Source organism: Stieleria bergensis, from assembly GCA_007745635.1.
Lineage (GTDB): Bacteria > Planctomycetota > Planctomycetia > Pirellulales > Pirellulaceae > Stieleria > Stieleria bergensis.
The window spans coordinates 2,911,814-2,926,129 of the sequence record CP036272.1; the positions used below are offsets into that span (position 1 = coordinate 2,911,814).

General features: G+C 56.0%; 9 protein-coding genes. 2 read left to right on the plus strand and 7 right to left on the minus strand.

The window, feature by feature from the left end:
* Positions 1-9 precede the first annotated feature (9 nt).
* From SV7mr_RS10060 to SV7mr_RS10075, 4 genes are all read right to left on the minus strand, one after another.
* The gene (locus SV7mr_RS10060) at positions 10-1,152 is read right to left on the minus strand and encodes a PhoH family protein (protein WP_145271596.1); all 1,143 of its coding nucleotides are present in this window, start codon (positions 1,150-1,152) and stop codon (positions 10-12) included.
* A gap of 518 nt (positions 1,153-1,670) precedes the next feature.
* Positions 1,671-2,642 carry a phosphatidate cytidylyltransferase gene (locus SV7mr_RS10065; protein ID WP_145271598.1) on the minus strand — a complete coding sequence of 324 codons (972 nt, stop codon included), beginning with the start codon at positions 2,640-2,642 and terminating at the stop codon, positions 1,671-1,673.
* Positions 2,643-2,754: 112 nt separating this feature from the next.
* Positions 2,755-3,519: an isoprenyl transferase gene (locus tag SV7mr_RS10070; RefSeq protein WP_145271600.1), complete on the minus strand. Its 765-nt coding sequence runs from the start codon at positions 3,517-3,519 to the stop codon at positions 2,755-2,757.
* A gap of 38 nt (positions 3,520-3,557) precedes the next feature.
* Positions 3,558-4,886: an adenylosuccinate synthase gene (locus SV7mr_RS10075; protein WP_419188349.1), complete on the minus strand. Its 1,329-nt coding sequence runs from the start codon at positions 4,884-4,886 to the stop codon at positions 3,558-3,560.
* Between the two features lie 556 nt (positions 4,887-5,442).
* Here SV7mr_RS10075 and cysD point away from each other — a divergent pair.
* Together cysD and cysN are read left to right on the plus strand one after the other, a co-directional pair.
* On the plus strand, positions 5,443-6,354 hold the full coding sequence (cysD, locus tag SV7mr_RS10080; RefSeq protein ID WP_145271602.1) for a sulfate adenylyltransferase subunit CysD: 912 nt from the start codon (positions 5,443-5,445) through the stop codon (positions 6,352-6,354).
* A gap of 160 nt (positions 6,355-6,514) precedes the next feature.
* Positions 6,515-8,455 (plus strand): sulfate adenylyltransferase subunit CysN, encoded by a 1,941-nt coding sequence (cysN, locus tag SV7mr_RS10085; protein ID WP_145271604.1) that lies wholly within the window; start codon positions 6,515-6,517, stop codon positions 8,453-8,455.
* Positions 8,456-8,574: 119 nt separating this feature from the next.
* On the opposite strand, the gene SV7mr_RS10090 is transcribed toward cysN, so the two are convergent.
* From SV7mr_RS10090 to SV7mr_RS10100, 3 genes are all read right to left on the minus strand, one after another.
* Positions 8,575-9,156 (minus strand): hypothetical protein, encoded by a 582-nt coding sequence (locus SV7mr_RS10090; RefSeq protein WP_419188350.1) that lies wholly within the window; start codon positions 9,154-9,156, stop codon positions 8,575-8,577.
* Between the two features lie 65 nt (positions 9,157-9,221).
* Positions 9,222-12,701 (minus strand): efflux RND transporter permease subunit, encoded by a 3,480-nt coding sequence (locus tag SV7mr_RS10095; protein WP_145271606.1) that lies wholly within the window; start codon positions 12,699-12,701, stop codon positions 9,222-9,224.
* 11 nt (positions 12,702-12,712) lie between these two features.
* Entirely contained in the window at positions 12,713-14,170 is a 1,458-nt protein-coding gene (locus tag SV7mr_RS10100) for an efflux RND transporter periplasmic adaptor subunit (protein WP_145271608.1), read from the minus strand.
* Positions 14,171-14,316: the final 146 nt, after the last annotated feature.

The following is a 14,316-nucleotide window of genomic DNA, read 5'->3' on the forward strand; positions in this document are numbered from 1 at the left end:
CTAGCCAAGCTACCGATCCAAGGGGCCCTCACCACGAGTGCGCGGCTGCCGATCATTTTCAATCACGCGAACCTTTGTTTGGCGGGCCCGCGCGGCGCCGCCTTTGGGTTCGCTATCTTCATAAGCATCGACGATGCGCTGCACCAAGCGGTGTCGCACGATGTCTTCGCCCGTTAAACGCACGACGCCAATGGCAGAAATTCGATTCAGCCGGCGCAGTGCATCCTGCAGACCGCTGGTCACACCACGCGGCAGGTCCAGTTGAGTGACATCGCCACTGACAACCATCTTGCTGCGCTCTCCCATTCGCGTGAGAAACATTTTCATTTGCGCGATGGTGGTGTTCTGTGCTTCGTCCAAAATCACGAATGCGTCACTGAGTGTTCGGCCACGCATGTAGGCCAATGGGATCACTTCGATAACGTCTTGTTCCATCAATTGTTGCACGCGGTCAAAGTCAACCATGTCGCCCAGAGCATCCAGCAGGGGCCGCAAATAAGGATTCAGTTTGGCTCGCAAGTCACCCGGTAAATAGCCTAAGCTCTCACCGGCTTCGACCGCGGGGCGAACCAGCACAATCTTGCGAACCAGGTCCGCTTTGAAGGCTTCAACGGCCGTTGCCACCGCCAAGTAGGTTTTGCCACAACCCGCTGGTCCGGTTGCGAACGTCAGGTCAAACTCGCGAATGGCATCCACATAAGCTCGTTGGCCTTCGGTCCGAGGGCGAATGCGCCGGCCAGCATGACCAATGGCCACCTCTTCACCGGTCTTGGACGCACTTGACTTGGCTGAATCCGAACCGCTTCCACGCTTTCTTTCGGCGGAAGGCTCGCGACTGAGTTTGCCAGGGTCTGCCTTGGTCGGGCCATGGCTTGTGGGCCCGCCGGATGACACCGGATCGCGACCTTGGGCAATTGACTCAACGTCGTCCGCTGCGATCCCGCCTTGCTTGCGGATCAAGCCGCGCAAGGCCTCAAAGGCTTTTAGCGTCGCCTGGACGTTGTCCGCCAGACCGGCGATGCGGATGCGACCGTTGCGATGCGTGATCGTGACGTCAAAAGACTGACGCAACCGTCGCAAATGCTGATCCCGAGGACCAAACAGTTGCAGCAACTCTTCGGGCGTGTTAATCGTTAATGTTGCTTCTGTCATGACATTCTAGTGCAGCCAACGAATGGCGACATTTGGCAGCGGTGTTTGCAAGCGCCTTCCGGCTTCTCAGCCAATGCATTCGGCGATTAAATCGGTTTGCAAACTGGCAGTGCTGTCTTGGGTCCTATTCGTTGACGAGCGGATGGGGCGATGTTCGGAGTTTGGATCAGCCTTCGTCGCGATCGGTCTTTGACAGAGCAATCGGCTGACTTGGCTTTTTCACGCAGTCTGCTTCCCGAAGGGCGGGCGTCCCTTGGTTGGGAAATGGCGGTCCAGCTCCGTTTGGGGCTGTAGGCCAGTCTTCTCGAAGGAACGCATGCTTGCGTTTTTTTCAGCAACACTCGCGAACAAGTATAAATCGTAGCAGGCAATCCGTGACGGTCGAGATTCGATCTCAGGGGATCCAATCACAAATTGCGGTGCATCTTCATTGTCACCGGAAAAACCGCTCCTTGTCGGGCTTTGTTTGGGGGTTCATCTTCCCTTAGTGTCTTTTGGGGAGGCTCTGCAGGATTGCATCAGCCACCACCGACACCGGCGGCGAAGCAGAAAAAGGCTGGCACGCTGCCGGCAATCAGTGAATCGGTCACGTCCCACACGCCACCGAGGCCGGGCAGTAGTCCGCCGCTGTCTTTGACGCCGCAGTCGCGTTTGAACATGGATTCAGCCAGATCGCCAATCATGCCACTGATCGCCAGCACAGGGCCCAGGACCAGGGCGCCAACCATCGGGTCGGCCAACAAAGAGGGATCGCTGCTGGCTGTGTCAACCGATTGAGAGGCAGCCGCGATCACCTTGGGAAAGATAAACTTTAAACACAGGAACGCCGCCAGAGTTGAAGCCAGCACGCCACCGATTGCACCTTCGATGGTTTTCCCTGGCGAGAGTTTTGGAATCAGTTTGTTGCGACCCAGCGCACGGCCAGTAAAGTAAGCGCCCATGTCGGATGCTTTGATGACAAAGAGACTGGTCAGCAAGGCTGCCAAACCATACGTTTGACCCAGTGTGTCTTGATGCAGCCCACGCAATGCAACCATCATCGCAAACGGCAGGCCCACATAAACAGAGGCAAACACGGATGCACAGGTTCGCCGAATCGTTACACCTTGTGGCTGATTGGGATTTTCACAGTAGGCGCGCATCTCAGTCAGCAGCACGGCGAACACGGTGGCCATGGTCATCAGCATGATCCAGCCGAGTTGGCCGACGGGGCAGTCGTCTGGATAACCACGACGAGCCCACAGCATTGGGATCGCCGCCGAGAGCGCGATCACGACGCCGCCGGTGACTGCGACGCGGCGGTGAATTGGATGGCCACTGGATTTCATCATGCTGGCCAGTTCGAACGCGGTGCCGCCAGCAAATAGTCCCATCATGGGCAGCAGCCATAAGCCCGCAGCGCCGTCGAGCGGAAAGCTCGCGTCAAGCCACAGCAGCACAGCCAGAATGCTGATGATGATCGTGCTGGATCGGATTCGGTCACGCAACATAAACTTGCCACTTAAAGTAGGCGTGCGGTCTGGGAGATTGGATTCACAAGGCGTCCGCTAAGAGTCATTGCCAAGCCATACGATGCAGCCGAGCCGTTTTGGCAAACCACCATCAAACGTCGCCCAGGTTGGACGTTTTGATGCCACCGAAACGGCGGTCACGAGCGGCGAAGCCATTTAACGCTGCATCAAAGTCTTCGCGGGAAAACTCCGGCCAGCAGGTCTCGGTCACCCAGAGTTCAGCGTAACTGAGTTGCCACAGCAAAAAGTTGCTCACTCGCATTTCACCGCCAGTGCGAATCATCAAGTCCACATCGGGTTGACCGGCGGTGAACAGATGATCGCTGACGCATTGCTCGTCGATGGCATCGATCTGCAAACGGCCGTCTTGGACGCCTTGCGCGATCGCTTGTGCGGCCTGAGCGATCTCATCGCGTCCGCCGTAGTCGACCGCTAACTGTAACTTGGTGCCTTGATTGTTGGCCGACAGTTGCAATGTCGTCTGCATCTCAGACAGGACGTCTGCAGGCAGTCGGTGCTTGCGGCCGATGACTTGAAGCTTGAGGTCCTGTTTCATGATCAGGTCTCGTTCTTCGATCAGGTACTGTTTGAACAGTTCCATCAGGAAGTCGATTTCCTGTTGCGGACGCTTCCAGTTTTCACTGGACAAGCAGTACAGGGTCAGGACCTTGATCTTCAGCTCGGTACAGGCTTCGCAGACCATTCTGACGGTATCCACACCGCGGCGATGGCCTTCAATGCGCGGCATGCCACGCAGCTGCGCCCAGCGTCCGTTGCCATCCATGATGATGGCAACATGACGAGGCATCGGCGCTGTTGCGGGGGACGAAGATTCGTTCACCGGTGAATCGTTCATTTCAGTCTATCAAGCTGAAGGTTGATTGATTCGCTTGCCTACACGTTGGCTGTTTCAAGCTGCAATTCACTGGCTTGCTTGGTGAAGATCGTTTGTGCTCGGTCCGGGCCAACGGAGAGCACTGCGACGGGGATCCCAATCAGTTCTTCGATGCGACGAACATAGGCCAATGCGCCAGCTGGAAAGTCTTCTTCGCGGCGCACCTCATCGACGGGTTCTTTCCAGCCCGGAATGGTTTCGTAGATCGGTTTGCAGCGACGGAGTTGTTCTGGGTGACTGGGGAAACGTTCGATGCGTTCACCGTCTAATTCATAGGCAACGCAGACTTTCAGTTCATCCAGGTGTGCGAGGACATCCATCATCATCAACGCGATGCGAGTCACGCCGCTGAGCCGGGCCGTGTAGCGGACTGCAACGGCATCAAACCAACCACATCGTCGCGGCCGTCCTGTGGTCGTACCAAACTCGTTGCCAAGTTTTCGAATCCGCTCGCCGGTTTCGTCTTCTAGTTCGGTCACGAACGGACCGCCGCCCACGCGTGTGCTGTAGGCTTTGCAGACGCCGAGCACTTGGTTGATCCAGCGCGGCGGAACGCCAGCGCCGGCACAGACGCCCACTCCGCTACTGTTGCTGCTGGTGACAAAGGGGTACGTGCCGTGATCGAGATCCAGCAACGCCCCTTGGGCACCTTCAAACAGGAGTCGAGCACCGTCTTCACAGGCGTCCAGCAGCGAATGAGTGGTGTCGCTGATGATCCCTTCAAGGCGTTCTGCCCAGCGTGTGGCTTGTGCAACCACCACTTCAGGAGCAAGTGCTTTGAGCTCTTCTTCGTCCGCACCCAGAGCGCGAAGCATGGCGATCTTCTGTTCAGCCACCAGTGCGATGCGTTCGTCTCGCGATGGCTGAATCAAGTCCGTCATCCGAATCGCGTGAGTTCGCCCGACCTTGTCCCGATAACAGGGGCCAATGCCGCGATTGGTTGTGCCAATCGATTCGCCACGCACAGCGGTGGCGTTGATGCGGCGATCTTCGGCAATGTGCCATGGCATCACCAAGTGAGCTCGCTCGCTGACACGCATGTTCTTGGTGCAGTCAACGCCGCGTGCGAGCAATCCGTCCATCTCTTGGATCATGGTTTCCGGATTGATGACCACCCCGGGCGTGATCACGTTCTGAACGTCCGGATTCAAAATGCCGCTGGGAATGTGGTGCAGTTTGTAAACTTGATCTCCATTGACCACGGTGTGCCCAGCGTTGGCACCACCTTGGTAACGAACGACCCAATCGAATTGCGAAGCTAAAAGGTCAACTAATTTTCCTTTTGCTTCGTCTCCCCACTGCAAACCAATTACGCAAGTACCTGACACCAGGAACACTCCGAAGTTAGAACCGTGCTGACTCGGATAGCATCCGAGCAGCTGTGCACGAAAAATCGTCTTTTAATTGATGGAATCGGCCGTTGCAGCCAACCCTTGCGGACGCTTGTTGTACCAACCTGCTCTGCCGGCGCACCGAGCACCAAGCAGCGACATGCTGTCGCAGTGCGATCGTTGGATCGCTTCGCAACGCGTCAGCCCACCACAGGATGGGGACAACAAAAACAACGTCCAGCCAAATTCGAACTCCAATTCGTGGGAACTGGAATTCACTGTCTCTGAGCCGTCAGGGTGGACCTGCAAACGCCCGACTTGCAATTCGTCGGACCGTTTTCAGGCTGATTGCCGCTGGCGCAGAACCAGAGAGGTTAAGCGTCAAGCCTGGGAATGGCAACGGGCATCAACCGTCGTCGGACGCACTGAGGTTGAATTCTCAGCAAATCGTTTCACTGCACTCCGTTAAATGTGGCCCTTGCTCTATAATTCCGACCACTCCTCCGTCTGAGAGGATTTTTAACTTGACCGTACCCCTCGCGATAGTGGCGTGATGTCGGACTACAACTTGACGCACCTCAAGCAACTTGAGGCCGAAAGCATCCATATTTTCCGCGAAGTGGCTTCGGAGTTCCAAAATCCCGTGATGCTCTACAGCATCGGGAAGGACTCGGCCGTTTTGCTGCACCTGGCTCTGAAAGCCTTCGCACCGGCGAAGCCACCGTTTCCGTTGCTGCATGTCGATACGACCTACAAGTTCAAGGAAATGTACGAGTTCCGCGACAATTACGTCGCCAAGGAACTGGGCTTGGATTTGATTGTGCACATCAATCACGAAGGCCTGAAGCACGACATCAAGCCTTGGGAAGACAGCGAACGCCACACGGAAATCATGAAAACCGATGCGTTGAAGGCTGCTTTGGACAAGCATGGCTTCGATGCCGCCTTCGGTGGTGCTCGCCGAGATGAAGAAAAGTCTCGCGCCAAAGAACGCGTGTTCAGTTTCCGTGATAAAGGGCACCGCTGGGACCCGAAGAATCAGCGGCCTGAGCTGTGGAACCTTTATAACGCTCGCGTCAACAAGGGTGAAAGCATTCGCGTGTTCCCGATGAGCAACTGGACGGAGCTGGATGTTTGGCAATACATCTACTTGGAAAACATTCCGATTGTGCCGTTGTACTTGTCGGCCAAGCGCCGTGTCGTCAATCGCGACGGCATCCTGTTGCTGCGCAATGATGATCGCATGCCTCTGCTCGATGGGGAAGTCGAAGAGGAAAAGATGGTCCGGTTCCGCACCCTGGGTTGCTACCCGCTCTCTGGAGCGGTGGAATCAGAAGCCACCGACTTGGTTGACGTCATTCAGGAAATGCTGTTGACCACGACCAGCGAACGCCAAGGTCGCGTGATCGACCAGGACGAAGGCGGCGTTGGGATGCAGAAGAAAAAGGAACGCGGCTACTTCTAACTGCTGGCATTGCGTTTGCACCGTCGCCGCGTCATTGCGGAGACGGTTTGAGGGTTCAGGCTCGGCATCGTCTGCTCTCGGCATCAAGCCTCTGCATTGGAATTAAAGCAGAGCATTCTCCACCCATTCATTCGACTATCGATACAAGAAATTTAAGGCCATGTCTCATCAGTCCGACCTGATCGCTTCCGACATTCATGCCTACTTGAAACAGCACGAAAACAAGCAATTGTTGCGATTCATCACCTGCGGTAGCGTTGATGATGGAAAGAGCACCTTGATCGGTCGTCTGCTGTACGATTCCAAGTTAGTGTACGAAGACGAGCTTGCCAAAGTCCAAACGGATTCGGCGCGGCAAGGTTCCACCGGCGGCAACTTTGACCCCTCCCTGTTCATGGATGGCTTGAAGGAAGAGCGCGAGCAAGGCATCACCATTGATGTCGCCTATCGCTATTTCAGCACGGCCAAGCGAAAGTTCATCATCGCCGACACGCCCGGCCACGAGCAGTACACTCGCAACATGGCCACCGGAGCCTCGACGGCGGACTTGGCGATTTTGATGATTGATGCTCGGCACGGTGTGCTCACGCAAACCAAGCGTCACTCGTTCATCGTCTCACTGCTAGGGATCCGTCACGTTGTTGTTGCGATCAACAAAATGGACTTGGTGGATTTCTCGCAAGAGCGTTTTGATGAGATCTGCGACGAGTATCGCTCCTTTGCGACACGGCTTGATCTGCCCGATTTGCACTTCATTCCCATCAGTGCTCTCAACGGCGACAACGTTGTTGATCGCAGCGAGCAGATGCAATGGTATTCAGGCAGCACGCTGATGAACTTTCTGGAAACGGTTTACATCGGCAGTGATCGAAACCTGCAGGATTTTCGTTTTCCAGTCCAATGGGTCAACCGACCGAACTTGGACTTCCGTGGGTTCTGCGGAACCATTGCCTCGGGCATCATCCGCCCCGGTGAAGAAATCATGGTCATGCCCAGTGGCAGAAAGTCTAAGGTCAAGTCGATTGTGACCTATGATGGCGACCTGGACGAAGCCTTTGCGCCGGAGTCGGTCACACTGACGTTGGAAGACGAAATCGACGCCTCGCGCGGCGACATGATCGTGCGTCCCGGTAACACTCCGAAATCCAGTGACTCCGTCCAAGCGATGTTGGTTTGGATGGGTGAAGAAGCGATGGTGCCGGGGAAGACATATCTGTTCAAACACACCTCGCAAACGGTGCCAGGTTCCATCGATACCTTGAACTACAAAGTCGATGTGAACACGCTGCACCGCAGTCCGGCTCCTGAATTGGAACTGAACGAAATCGGACGCGTGGGAATCTCGCTTTCCTCGGCGATCCACTTCGATGCCTACCGTCGCAATCGCAGCACAGGTGCGTTCATCGTCATCGATCGAATCACCAACGCCACAGTGGCCGCTGGCATGTTGCTGGATCAGGCCGGTGGTGAAGCGTCTCGTTCGATCTGGGATGATGAAGCGGCCGCTGGCGATGAGGCTACCGGCGACGTTTCCGCGGTAACGGTTGACGAACGTCAGGCTCGTTTCGGTCAGAAGCCCGCGACGGTATTGCTGACCGGACTGACCGGCAGTGGCAAGACGGCCGTTGGTCAAGCATTAGAACGTCGCCTCTTCGACGCCGGTCGTGCCGTGTCGATGATCGATGGCGAACAAGTCCGCCGTGGACTGTCCAGCGATCTCGGATACAGTGCCAACGATCGCAGCGAAAATCTGCGACGCAGTGCTTACCTGGCTCAGGCCTTGAACGATGCTGGGGTGATTTGCGTGGCAAGCTTTGTTGCACCCAATGAAGAGGTGCGTCAGAAAGTTGCCCGTGTGATTGGTGAGGACCAATTCGTTGTGGTTCACGTGGCCACGCCCATCGAAGTGTGCCGCGAACGAGATAGCAAGGGCCAGTACGCACAAGCCGATTCAGGCGAATTGCTGAACTTCCCCGGTGTCACGGCCACTTACGAGTCCCCCGAGGCACCTGCGGTCACCGTTGATACATCAACCATGACCATCGACCAATGTGTGGATGCGATCATTGACCAACTGAAAGCCAAACAGGTCATTAAGTAAGCAGCCAACACCGCTGAAGCTTGCAGACGCGACGACCGAAGGGCAAACAAAGTTGCCCTGCCAGACCCGCGTCAACATGGCCAGACCCGCGTCAGCACTCAGTGAACATGGCGTGCGACTCATTCGTGATCGTGGGCCACTTCGGCAAAGTCACCAGAGTATGGTGTGCCATCGATCACACCGGTGATCGTTCCTGCGTATTCCTGAACCACAGCAAGTTTTTCGTGATTGCCGACGTAGCGTGAGGCCGCATCTGCGGGATCATCGTCTTGTGGAGTCGCCTTTAAAGTGACTTCCATCGCCGGGTCCTTGATGATCAGCAGAATCTCTTCGGCCTTGATTGGCGTGGCGGTTTTTTCATCAGGGCCAAGGATGTACACCGTTGCTTCTTGTTTGTCATGATCGACGGTGAACTCCGCGTGATACTTGCCGCCACCCCAGTCCGCGATCGTGCCGTCGTGCGGTCCAGCACCGTGGGTGTGACCTACGACGCTATGGTCTTGGCCTTCTTCAACATCGCCGCTTGCTTGGTCGGTCGACGTTTCTGCGGGCGGGGTTGAGTCGGGCGTGGTTGAGTCGGGCGTGGTTGAGTCGGGCGTGGTTGAGTCGGGCGTCGGCGTTGCGGACTGCTGATTGCATCCGGCAACAACGAACAAACCGATTGCTGCGGACAGCGCCAGTAGCGGATGGAACATTTTCATCTAACTTCTCCATAAGAAACGTGTTGAGGACGCGTGCCACGGTGGCTTGCATCCATTGAATGAACTCAAACATCTAGCAATTGGTCTTCGGCGAGGTCTTTGTTGGTCGCTAACCTCGCCGCATCCCTGCCGCTGAACTTCCAGAACAATCCGGGGTGAATCAAGAACTCGCAAAACGTTGATGTGATTAAACCACCCAGGATGACGGTGGCAACGGGATACAGGATTTCTCGTCCCGGCTCCAGTCCGCCCAAGACCAAGGGGATTAGCCCGATCCCCGCCGTCAGCGCTGTCATCAGTACCGGGGCCAGTCGTTCAAGACTGCCTCGCAGGATCATCGTTTGCGAAAACGCCTCGCCTTCTTCTTTCATCAAGTGGAAGTAGTGCGTCACAAGCAGGATGCCATTGCGAACCGCGATGCCGCCGAGCGAAATGAATCCGACGAGGCTCGCGACGGTTAGCGTCTGCTCGGTGATTAGCAACGCCATCACGCCGCCGATAAACGCAGTGGGCAATGCATTAAGGATCTGCAGAACGACTCGTACGGACGGGAACAACAGCAGCAGGACAACGAACATTCCGATCACCGAGAGACCAGCGAGGACGACGATCAGCTGTGTGGCTCGCTGTTGACTTTCAAACTGACCGCCATATTCGATGAAGTATCCAAGCGGCAGGTTGACTTCATCGCTGATGCGCTGCTTGATTTCCCCAACCGCTCCGGCCAAATCACGACCTTCGGTATTGCAACGAATCACAATCCGCCGCCTTGCGTTTTCGCGATTGACGGAGTTTGGGCCGGTGCCTTCGCCAACGTCGGCCAGTTCACGAAGTTCGACCTGACCCCGTTCGGCTTCGTCCTCGCGATGCGGCAGGTCGATACGAAGGCGACCAAGATTGGCGTAGTCGGTACGGTGCTCTTCTTCCAAACGCACAAGCAAGTCGAACCTGCGTTGCCCCTCCAGAACTTGTGAAACGACTTCGCCCTGCAGTGCGGTCTGCAAAACATTCGCGACGTACTCGCGTGTGAGTCCATAGAACGCCAAGTCGTCGGCGCGCAGGTTGATGTGCAACTCAGGCGTCTGTCGGATGGGTTCGACAATCGGAGGCGTGATGCCGGGCACCGCTTGAATCGTCGTCTTCATTTGCTCAGCGACTCGTTGCAATGTGTCCAGATCATCGCCATGAATTTTGATCGCGATCTGCGCATAGACGCCTGAGACCATATGGCTAATCAAATGAGCGAGCGGCTGTTCTACTTCGATATCGATCCCAGGTGCCTCGTCACTGATCCGCCGGCGAACTTCGGCAAGAATCTCATCACGTGGCGTTTGGGATTCCGGATTCATGCTCAGGATGTATTCACCGACGTTGACCGGTGAGGCGTGTTCGTCCATCTCCGCCCGCCCCGTTCTCCGTACGAAGTGCAGGATCTCGCCGTCGGGTGTTTCGGCACTTTTCTGCATCGACTGGAACACCGCGTCAATGGATCCGGAGATCTGGTTGGACGCATCCAGCGATGATCCCGGCGGCAATGTGACGTTGACTTGAATGCTGCCTTCGTCGAAAGGCGGCAAGAAGTTTCTGCCGAGCTGTGATAATTGCCAGGCCGCGATGCCAACGACCAGCCAGGTCAAAATCAATAGCGTCCGGGGGAGCGCCATGCTCAGTCGAATCAATGGCGTCGCCAGCGTCTTCAACCCCTGCAGCAGAAATCCGTCGCGTTGGCGATGAGTGGCAGGTGACTGCGGCAACAAATAATACGACAGCACCGGTGTGACGGTCATCGAGACGATAAACGACGCCAAGATCGAAACGATGTACGCCACGCCCAATGGTGTGAACAATCGACCTTCAACGCCTGACAATGCAAACAGTGGCAAGAACGAAAGGATCACCACGGCGGTGCCAAAGACGATCGAGCTGCGAATCTCTTTGCTGGCTTGAAAGACGACGCGGAGGGCGGATTGTTGCTCGGCGGTTGGCAGCTTGTTGTTTCCTTTGAGACGGCGAAAAATGTTTTCGACATCCACGATCGCATCATCGACCAGTTCGCCCATCGCGACTGCGATCCCGCCGAGTGTCATGACGTTGATCGAGAGTTCTTTGCCGCTCAGAATGCCAATCAATCGGAAAATCAGCGTGGTCAACACCAGCGACAGCGGAATCGCAGTCAACGTGATGAACGTCGTGCGGAAATTGAGTAGAAACAGAAACAGGACGATGATGACAAGCGTCGCACCAATGACCAACGCTTCTGCGACGTTAAAGATTCCTCGGTCGATAAAGTTCTTTAATCGGAACAGTTCCGAGTTAACGATGATATCGGCTGGCAGCGATGCTTCGACTTCGGCAAACGCTGCCGCCACATCGTTGGTCAACTGTCGAGTGTCAATGTGCGGTTGCTTGACCGTGGTGAAAACGATTCCCGGCCGACCATCGACGCTGCCATCGCCGCGTTTGAACTGAGGGCCTTCGGTGACACGGGCCACTTGGTCAAGCAGCACGGCGCGTTTCGGATGATTGCCGACAGGGATCTTTTTCAAGTCCTCGATCACGACGCGTGATGATGGTCCCAGCCGTCCCAGGACACGGATCGGTCGTTCGGTTTCGCCGGTGACAGCAAAACCGCCGCTCGTATTGATGTTGCTGGCGCGAAGCGCCTGGGCGACATCCTGCACCGTCACGTCGTACTCCAACAAGGCCGTCGGGTCGATCAGAATTTGATACTGCTTTCGATCGCCGCCCTGCATGAAGACTTCGGCGACGCCGGTGGTCTTTAGCAATCGAGGTCGGATCACCCAGTCAGCAAGTGTGCGAAGCTCCAGTTGCAGCTTTGCATCGGAAAAGAAGTGCGCTTCGTATGTTTTGTCTTTAACGTGAAGGGTTGCCGTGCCCACCGGAGTTGCTGATGGATCGGCATTGGCGTCAGGATCATTCGCCCAGTCAATCTGTTGCGTCTCAAGTTGCTTCCAGGTCGAAAAGTCGTGCCGGTCTCCAGGTTGCCAGACGCGAATGTTAGGACGGTTGTCATCGCCGACAACCAGCTCTGCCATCATGTTTGTGTTGCCAACCTGTGCCAGGCTTCCGCCGCCGGGGCCGTCTTGTCGATAGATGCCCGCGACGACAATCTGGCCCATGATCGAAGAAGGCGGCGTCATCTGCGGGCGAATGCCAGCGGGCAAAACGCCTTCCAGCGTGGTCAAACGCTCTTGCACGGTTTGCCTAGCCGCTCGGATTTCCGTTGACCAGTCGAACTCGATGTAGATCACATTGAGCCCAGCGGTCGATTGGCTCCGGACCGCCTGCACTCCATTGGCACCCATCAAGGCGATTTCGATTGGTTGGGTGACAAGCGTTTCCACTTCCTCGGTCGCCAGCCCGGGCGCTTCTGTGATGATCACGACGCGCGGACGATCGAGGTCGGGAAAGACGTCGATCGACATTTGCGTTGCCAGATACGAACCGTAAACCAGCACCGCGAGGCTGCTGAAAACGATCAGCATCCGATAGCGAAGGGAAAGACGAATGATTGAATCAAGCATGATCGGATCTCTCAGTGTGCGGCGTGAACAGAGCCGTCAGCATGGACGTGTAAACCGGGTTGCTCGCCGCTGGCGGTCTGTGCTTTGAGCACGCGGTTCAACGAAGCCGCTGCACTTTGGGCCAAGTAACTACCCGCTGGAATGCTCCCATCGTTTGCGATCACGACCGACTGGCGATCTTCGTGCAAGACATGCACTGAGAATTGTTTGAACAGATCACCGTTCTGCCGAAACACATACGCCTCCGGCCCTTCGCGAACGACTGCCGCCGAGGGAACCACAAACACGTTTTCATACTTCTCTACCGGCACATGCAACCGTGCCCGCTGGCCGGGGCGAAATCGCCAAACCAAAAAGGACTTGCCCTGCTTCTCGTATGCTCGTGATTGATTGGTCAGTGGGATGAAGAAATCAAACGTGCGACTCTCCCGGTCCATCGAGTTTGAGAGATGGCGAATCTCAAAACTCTGCTGCAATTCCGGCCATCGACCGACCACGTCCTCCGCAAACTCGATGTGGATCCGCCGACGCTCTTGTGTCGCTTGTTCCAAGAACGGGGCCTCACGCTTGAACGCATGACCGATGATATACAGCGATTGATGGTTGGACAGTTCGGCAAGCAATTGACCCGCTTGAACTTGCTGGCCAAGCTCGACCGAAAGTTCCTGGACTTCGTATCGAAAACCGTTTGCCGATGATTGATCGCTAAGGAAGCTCGCCTGTTGCAGGGCTTTCGTCAGGCCAGCGTTCGGTGCGACTGCCGTTGAGTTCACTGCCGTTGAGTTCACTGCCGTTGAGTTCACTGGAGGCGCGACAACATTGACGGTCGAAATGAAGGTGCCGGCCTCGATTTGATCCACTTGCTGGGGCTTCAGTCCGCGAGTCAGTAACTCTTGTCGAGCGGCCTGAATCAGCGTGCTTTGGCGAGTGATGTCGTTCCTCAAGTCGATCAGCGTGCTCTTTGACACCGCGCCTACCAACGCCAATTCGGAAAGCCGATCGATCTCGGCTTGGACGATCGCGGTCTCTTGACGCGCTTTGAACAGTTGAGTTTGAGTGGCCTGCAGGTATTCGCTGAACAAACGCAGAGTGAACAGCGGTTCACCGGGACGGATCATGTCACCGGGAAACGCATGGATCTCGGTCACCACTCCGACCGCAGGTGACGTCACGCCACGATCTGAGACGCCGGGTCGATCGGCAATCTCGCCTGGAATCAGGATGGATCGCCAGTATTCTTGCGGCTTGGCTCGCTTGGAAACGAGCCCCAGGTTCTTTCTCGCTTGCGAGCTGATCTCCAAGACCGTTTGCTTCTCGCCAGTCTGGTCGGTCGCTGTTGCCGCTGTCTCTGCTAACCTAGGTTCGCTTAAACTGAACAACCGATCACGGAAAATCCATAACGCGGCGGTAACACCGATCACGACGACGGGACCGGTTAGTGTTTTCAGGAACGGTAGCGTTCGATTCATTTCCATCTCATCTTTCCACGTCAGGGGCCGTCGACCTGGAATGCCCACGAAGGCATGCACATCATTCCCAACATCAGGAATAAATAGGTCGCTTCAAGCACGAAAAGAGCTCACCAAGCATGGCCAGGGCTGAATGCACTGGCGCA

What these genes read in the sequence shown, in the direction of transcription:
- SV7mr_RS10060 (WP_145271596.1), bottom strand. Translation starts at nt 1,152, where the DNA reads ATGACAGAAGCAACATTAACGATTAACACGCCCGAAGAGTTGCTGCAA.
- SV7mr_RS10065 (WP_145271598.1), bottom strand. Translation starts at nt 2,642, where the DNA reads ATGTTGCGTGACCGAATCCGATCCAGCACGATCATCATCAGCATTCTG.
- SV7mr_RS10070 (WP_145271600.1), bottom strand. Translation starts at nt 3,519, where the DNA reads ATGAACGATTCACCGGTGAACGAATCTTCGTCCCCCGCAACAGCGCCG.
- cysD (WP_145271602.1), top strand. Translation starts at nt 5,443, where the DNA reads ATGTCGGACTACAACTTGACGCACCTCAAGCAACTTGAGGCCGAAAGC.
- cysN (WP_145271604.1), top strand. Translation starts at nt 6,515, where the DNA reads ATGTCTCATCAGTCCGACCTGATCGCTTCCGACATTCATGCCTACTTG.
- SV7mr_RS10090 (WP_419188350.1), bottom strand. Translation starts at nt 9,156, where the DNA reads ATGAAAATGTTCCATCCGCTACTGGCGCTGTCCGCAGCAATCGGTTTG.
- SV7mr_RS10095 (WP_145271606.1), bottom strand. Translation starts at nt 12,701, where the DNA reads ATGCTTGATTCAATCATTCGTCTTTCCCTTCGCTATCGGATGCTGATC.
- SV7mr_RS10100 (WP_145271608.1), bottom strand. Translation starts at nt 14,170, where the DNA reads ATGAATCGAACGCTACCGTTCCTGAAAACACTAACCGGTCCCGTCGTC.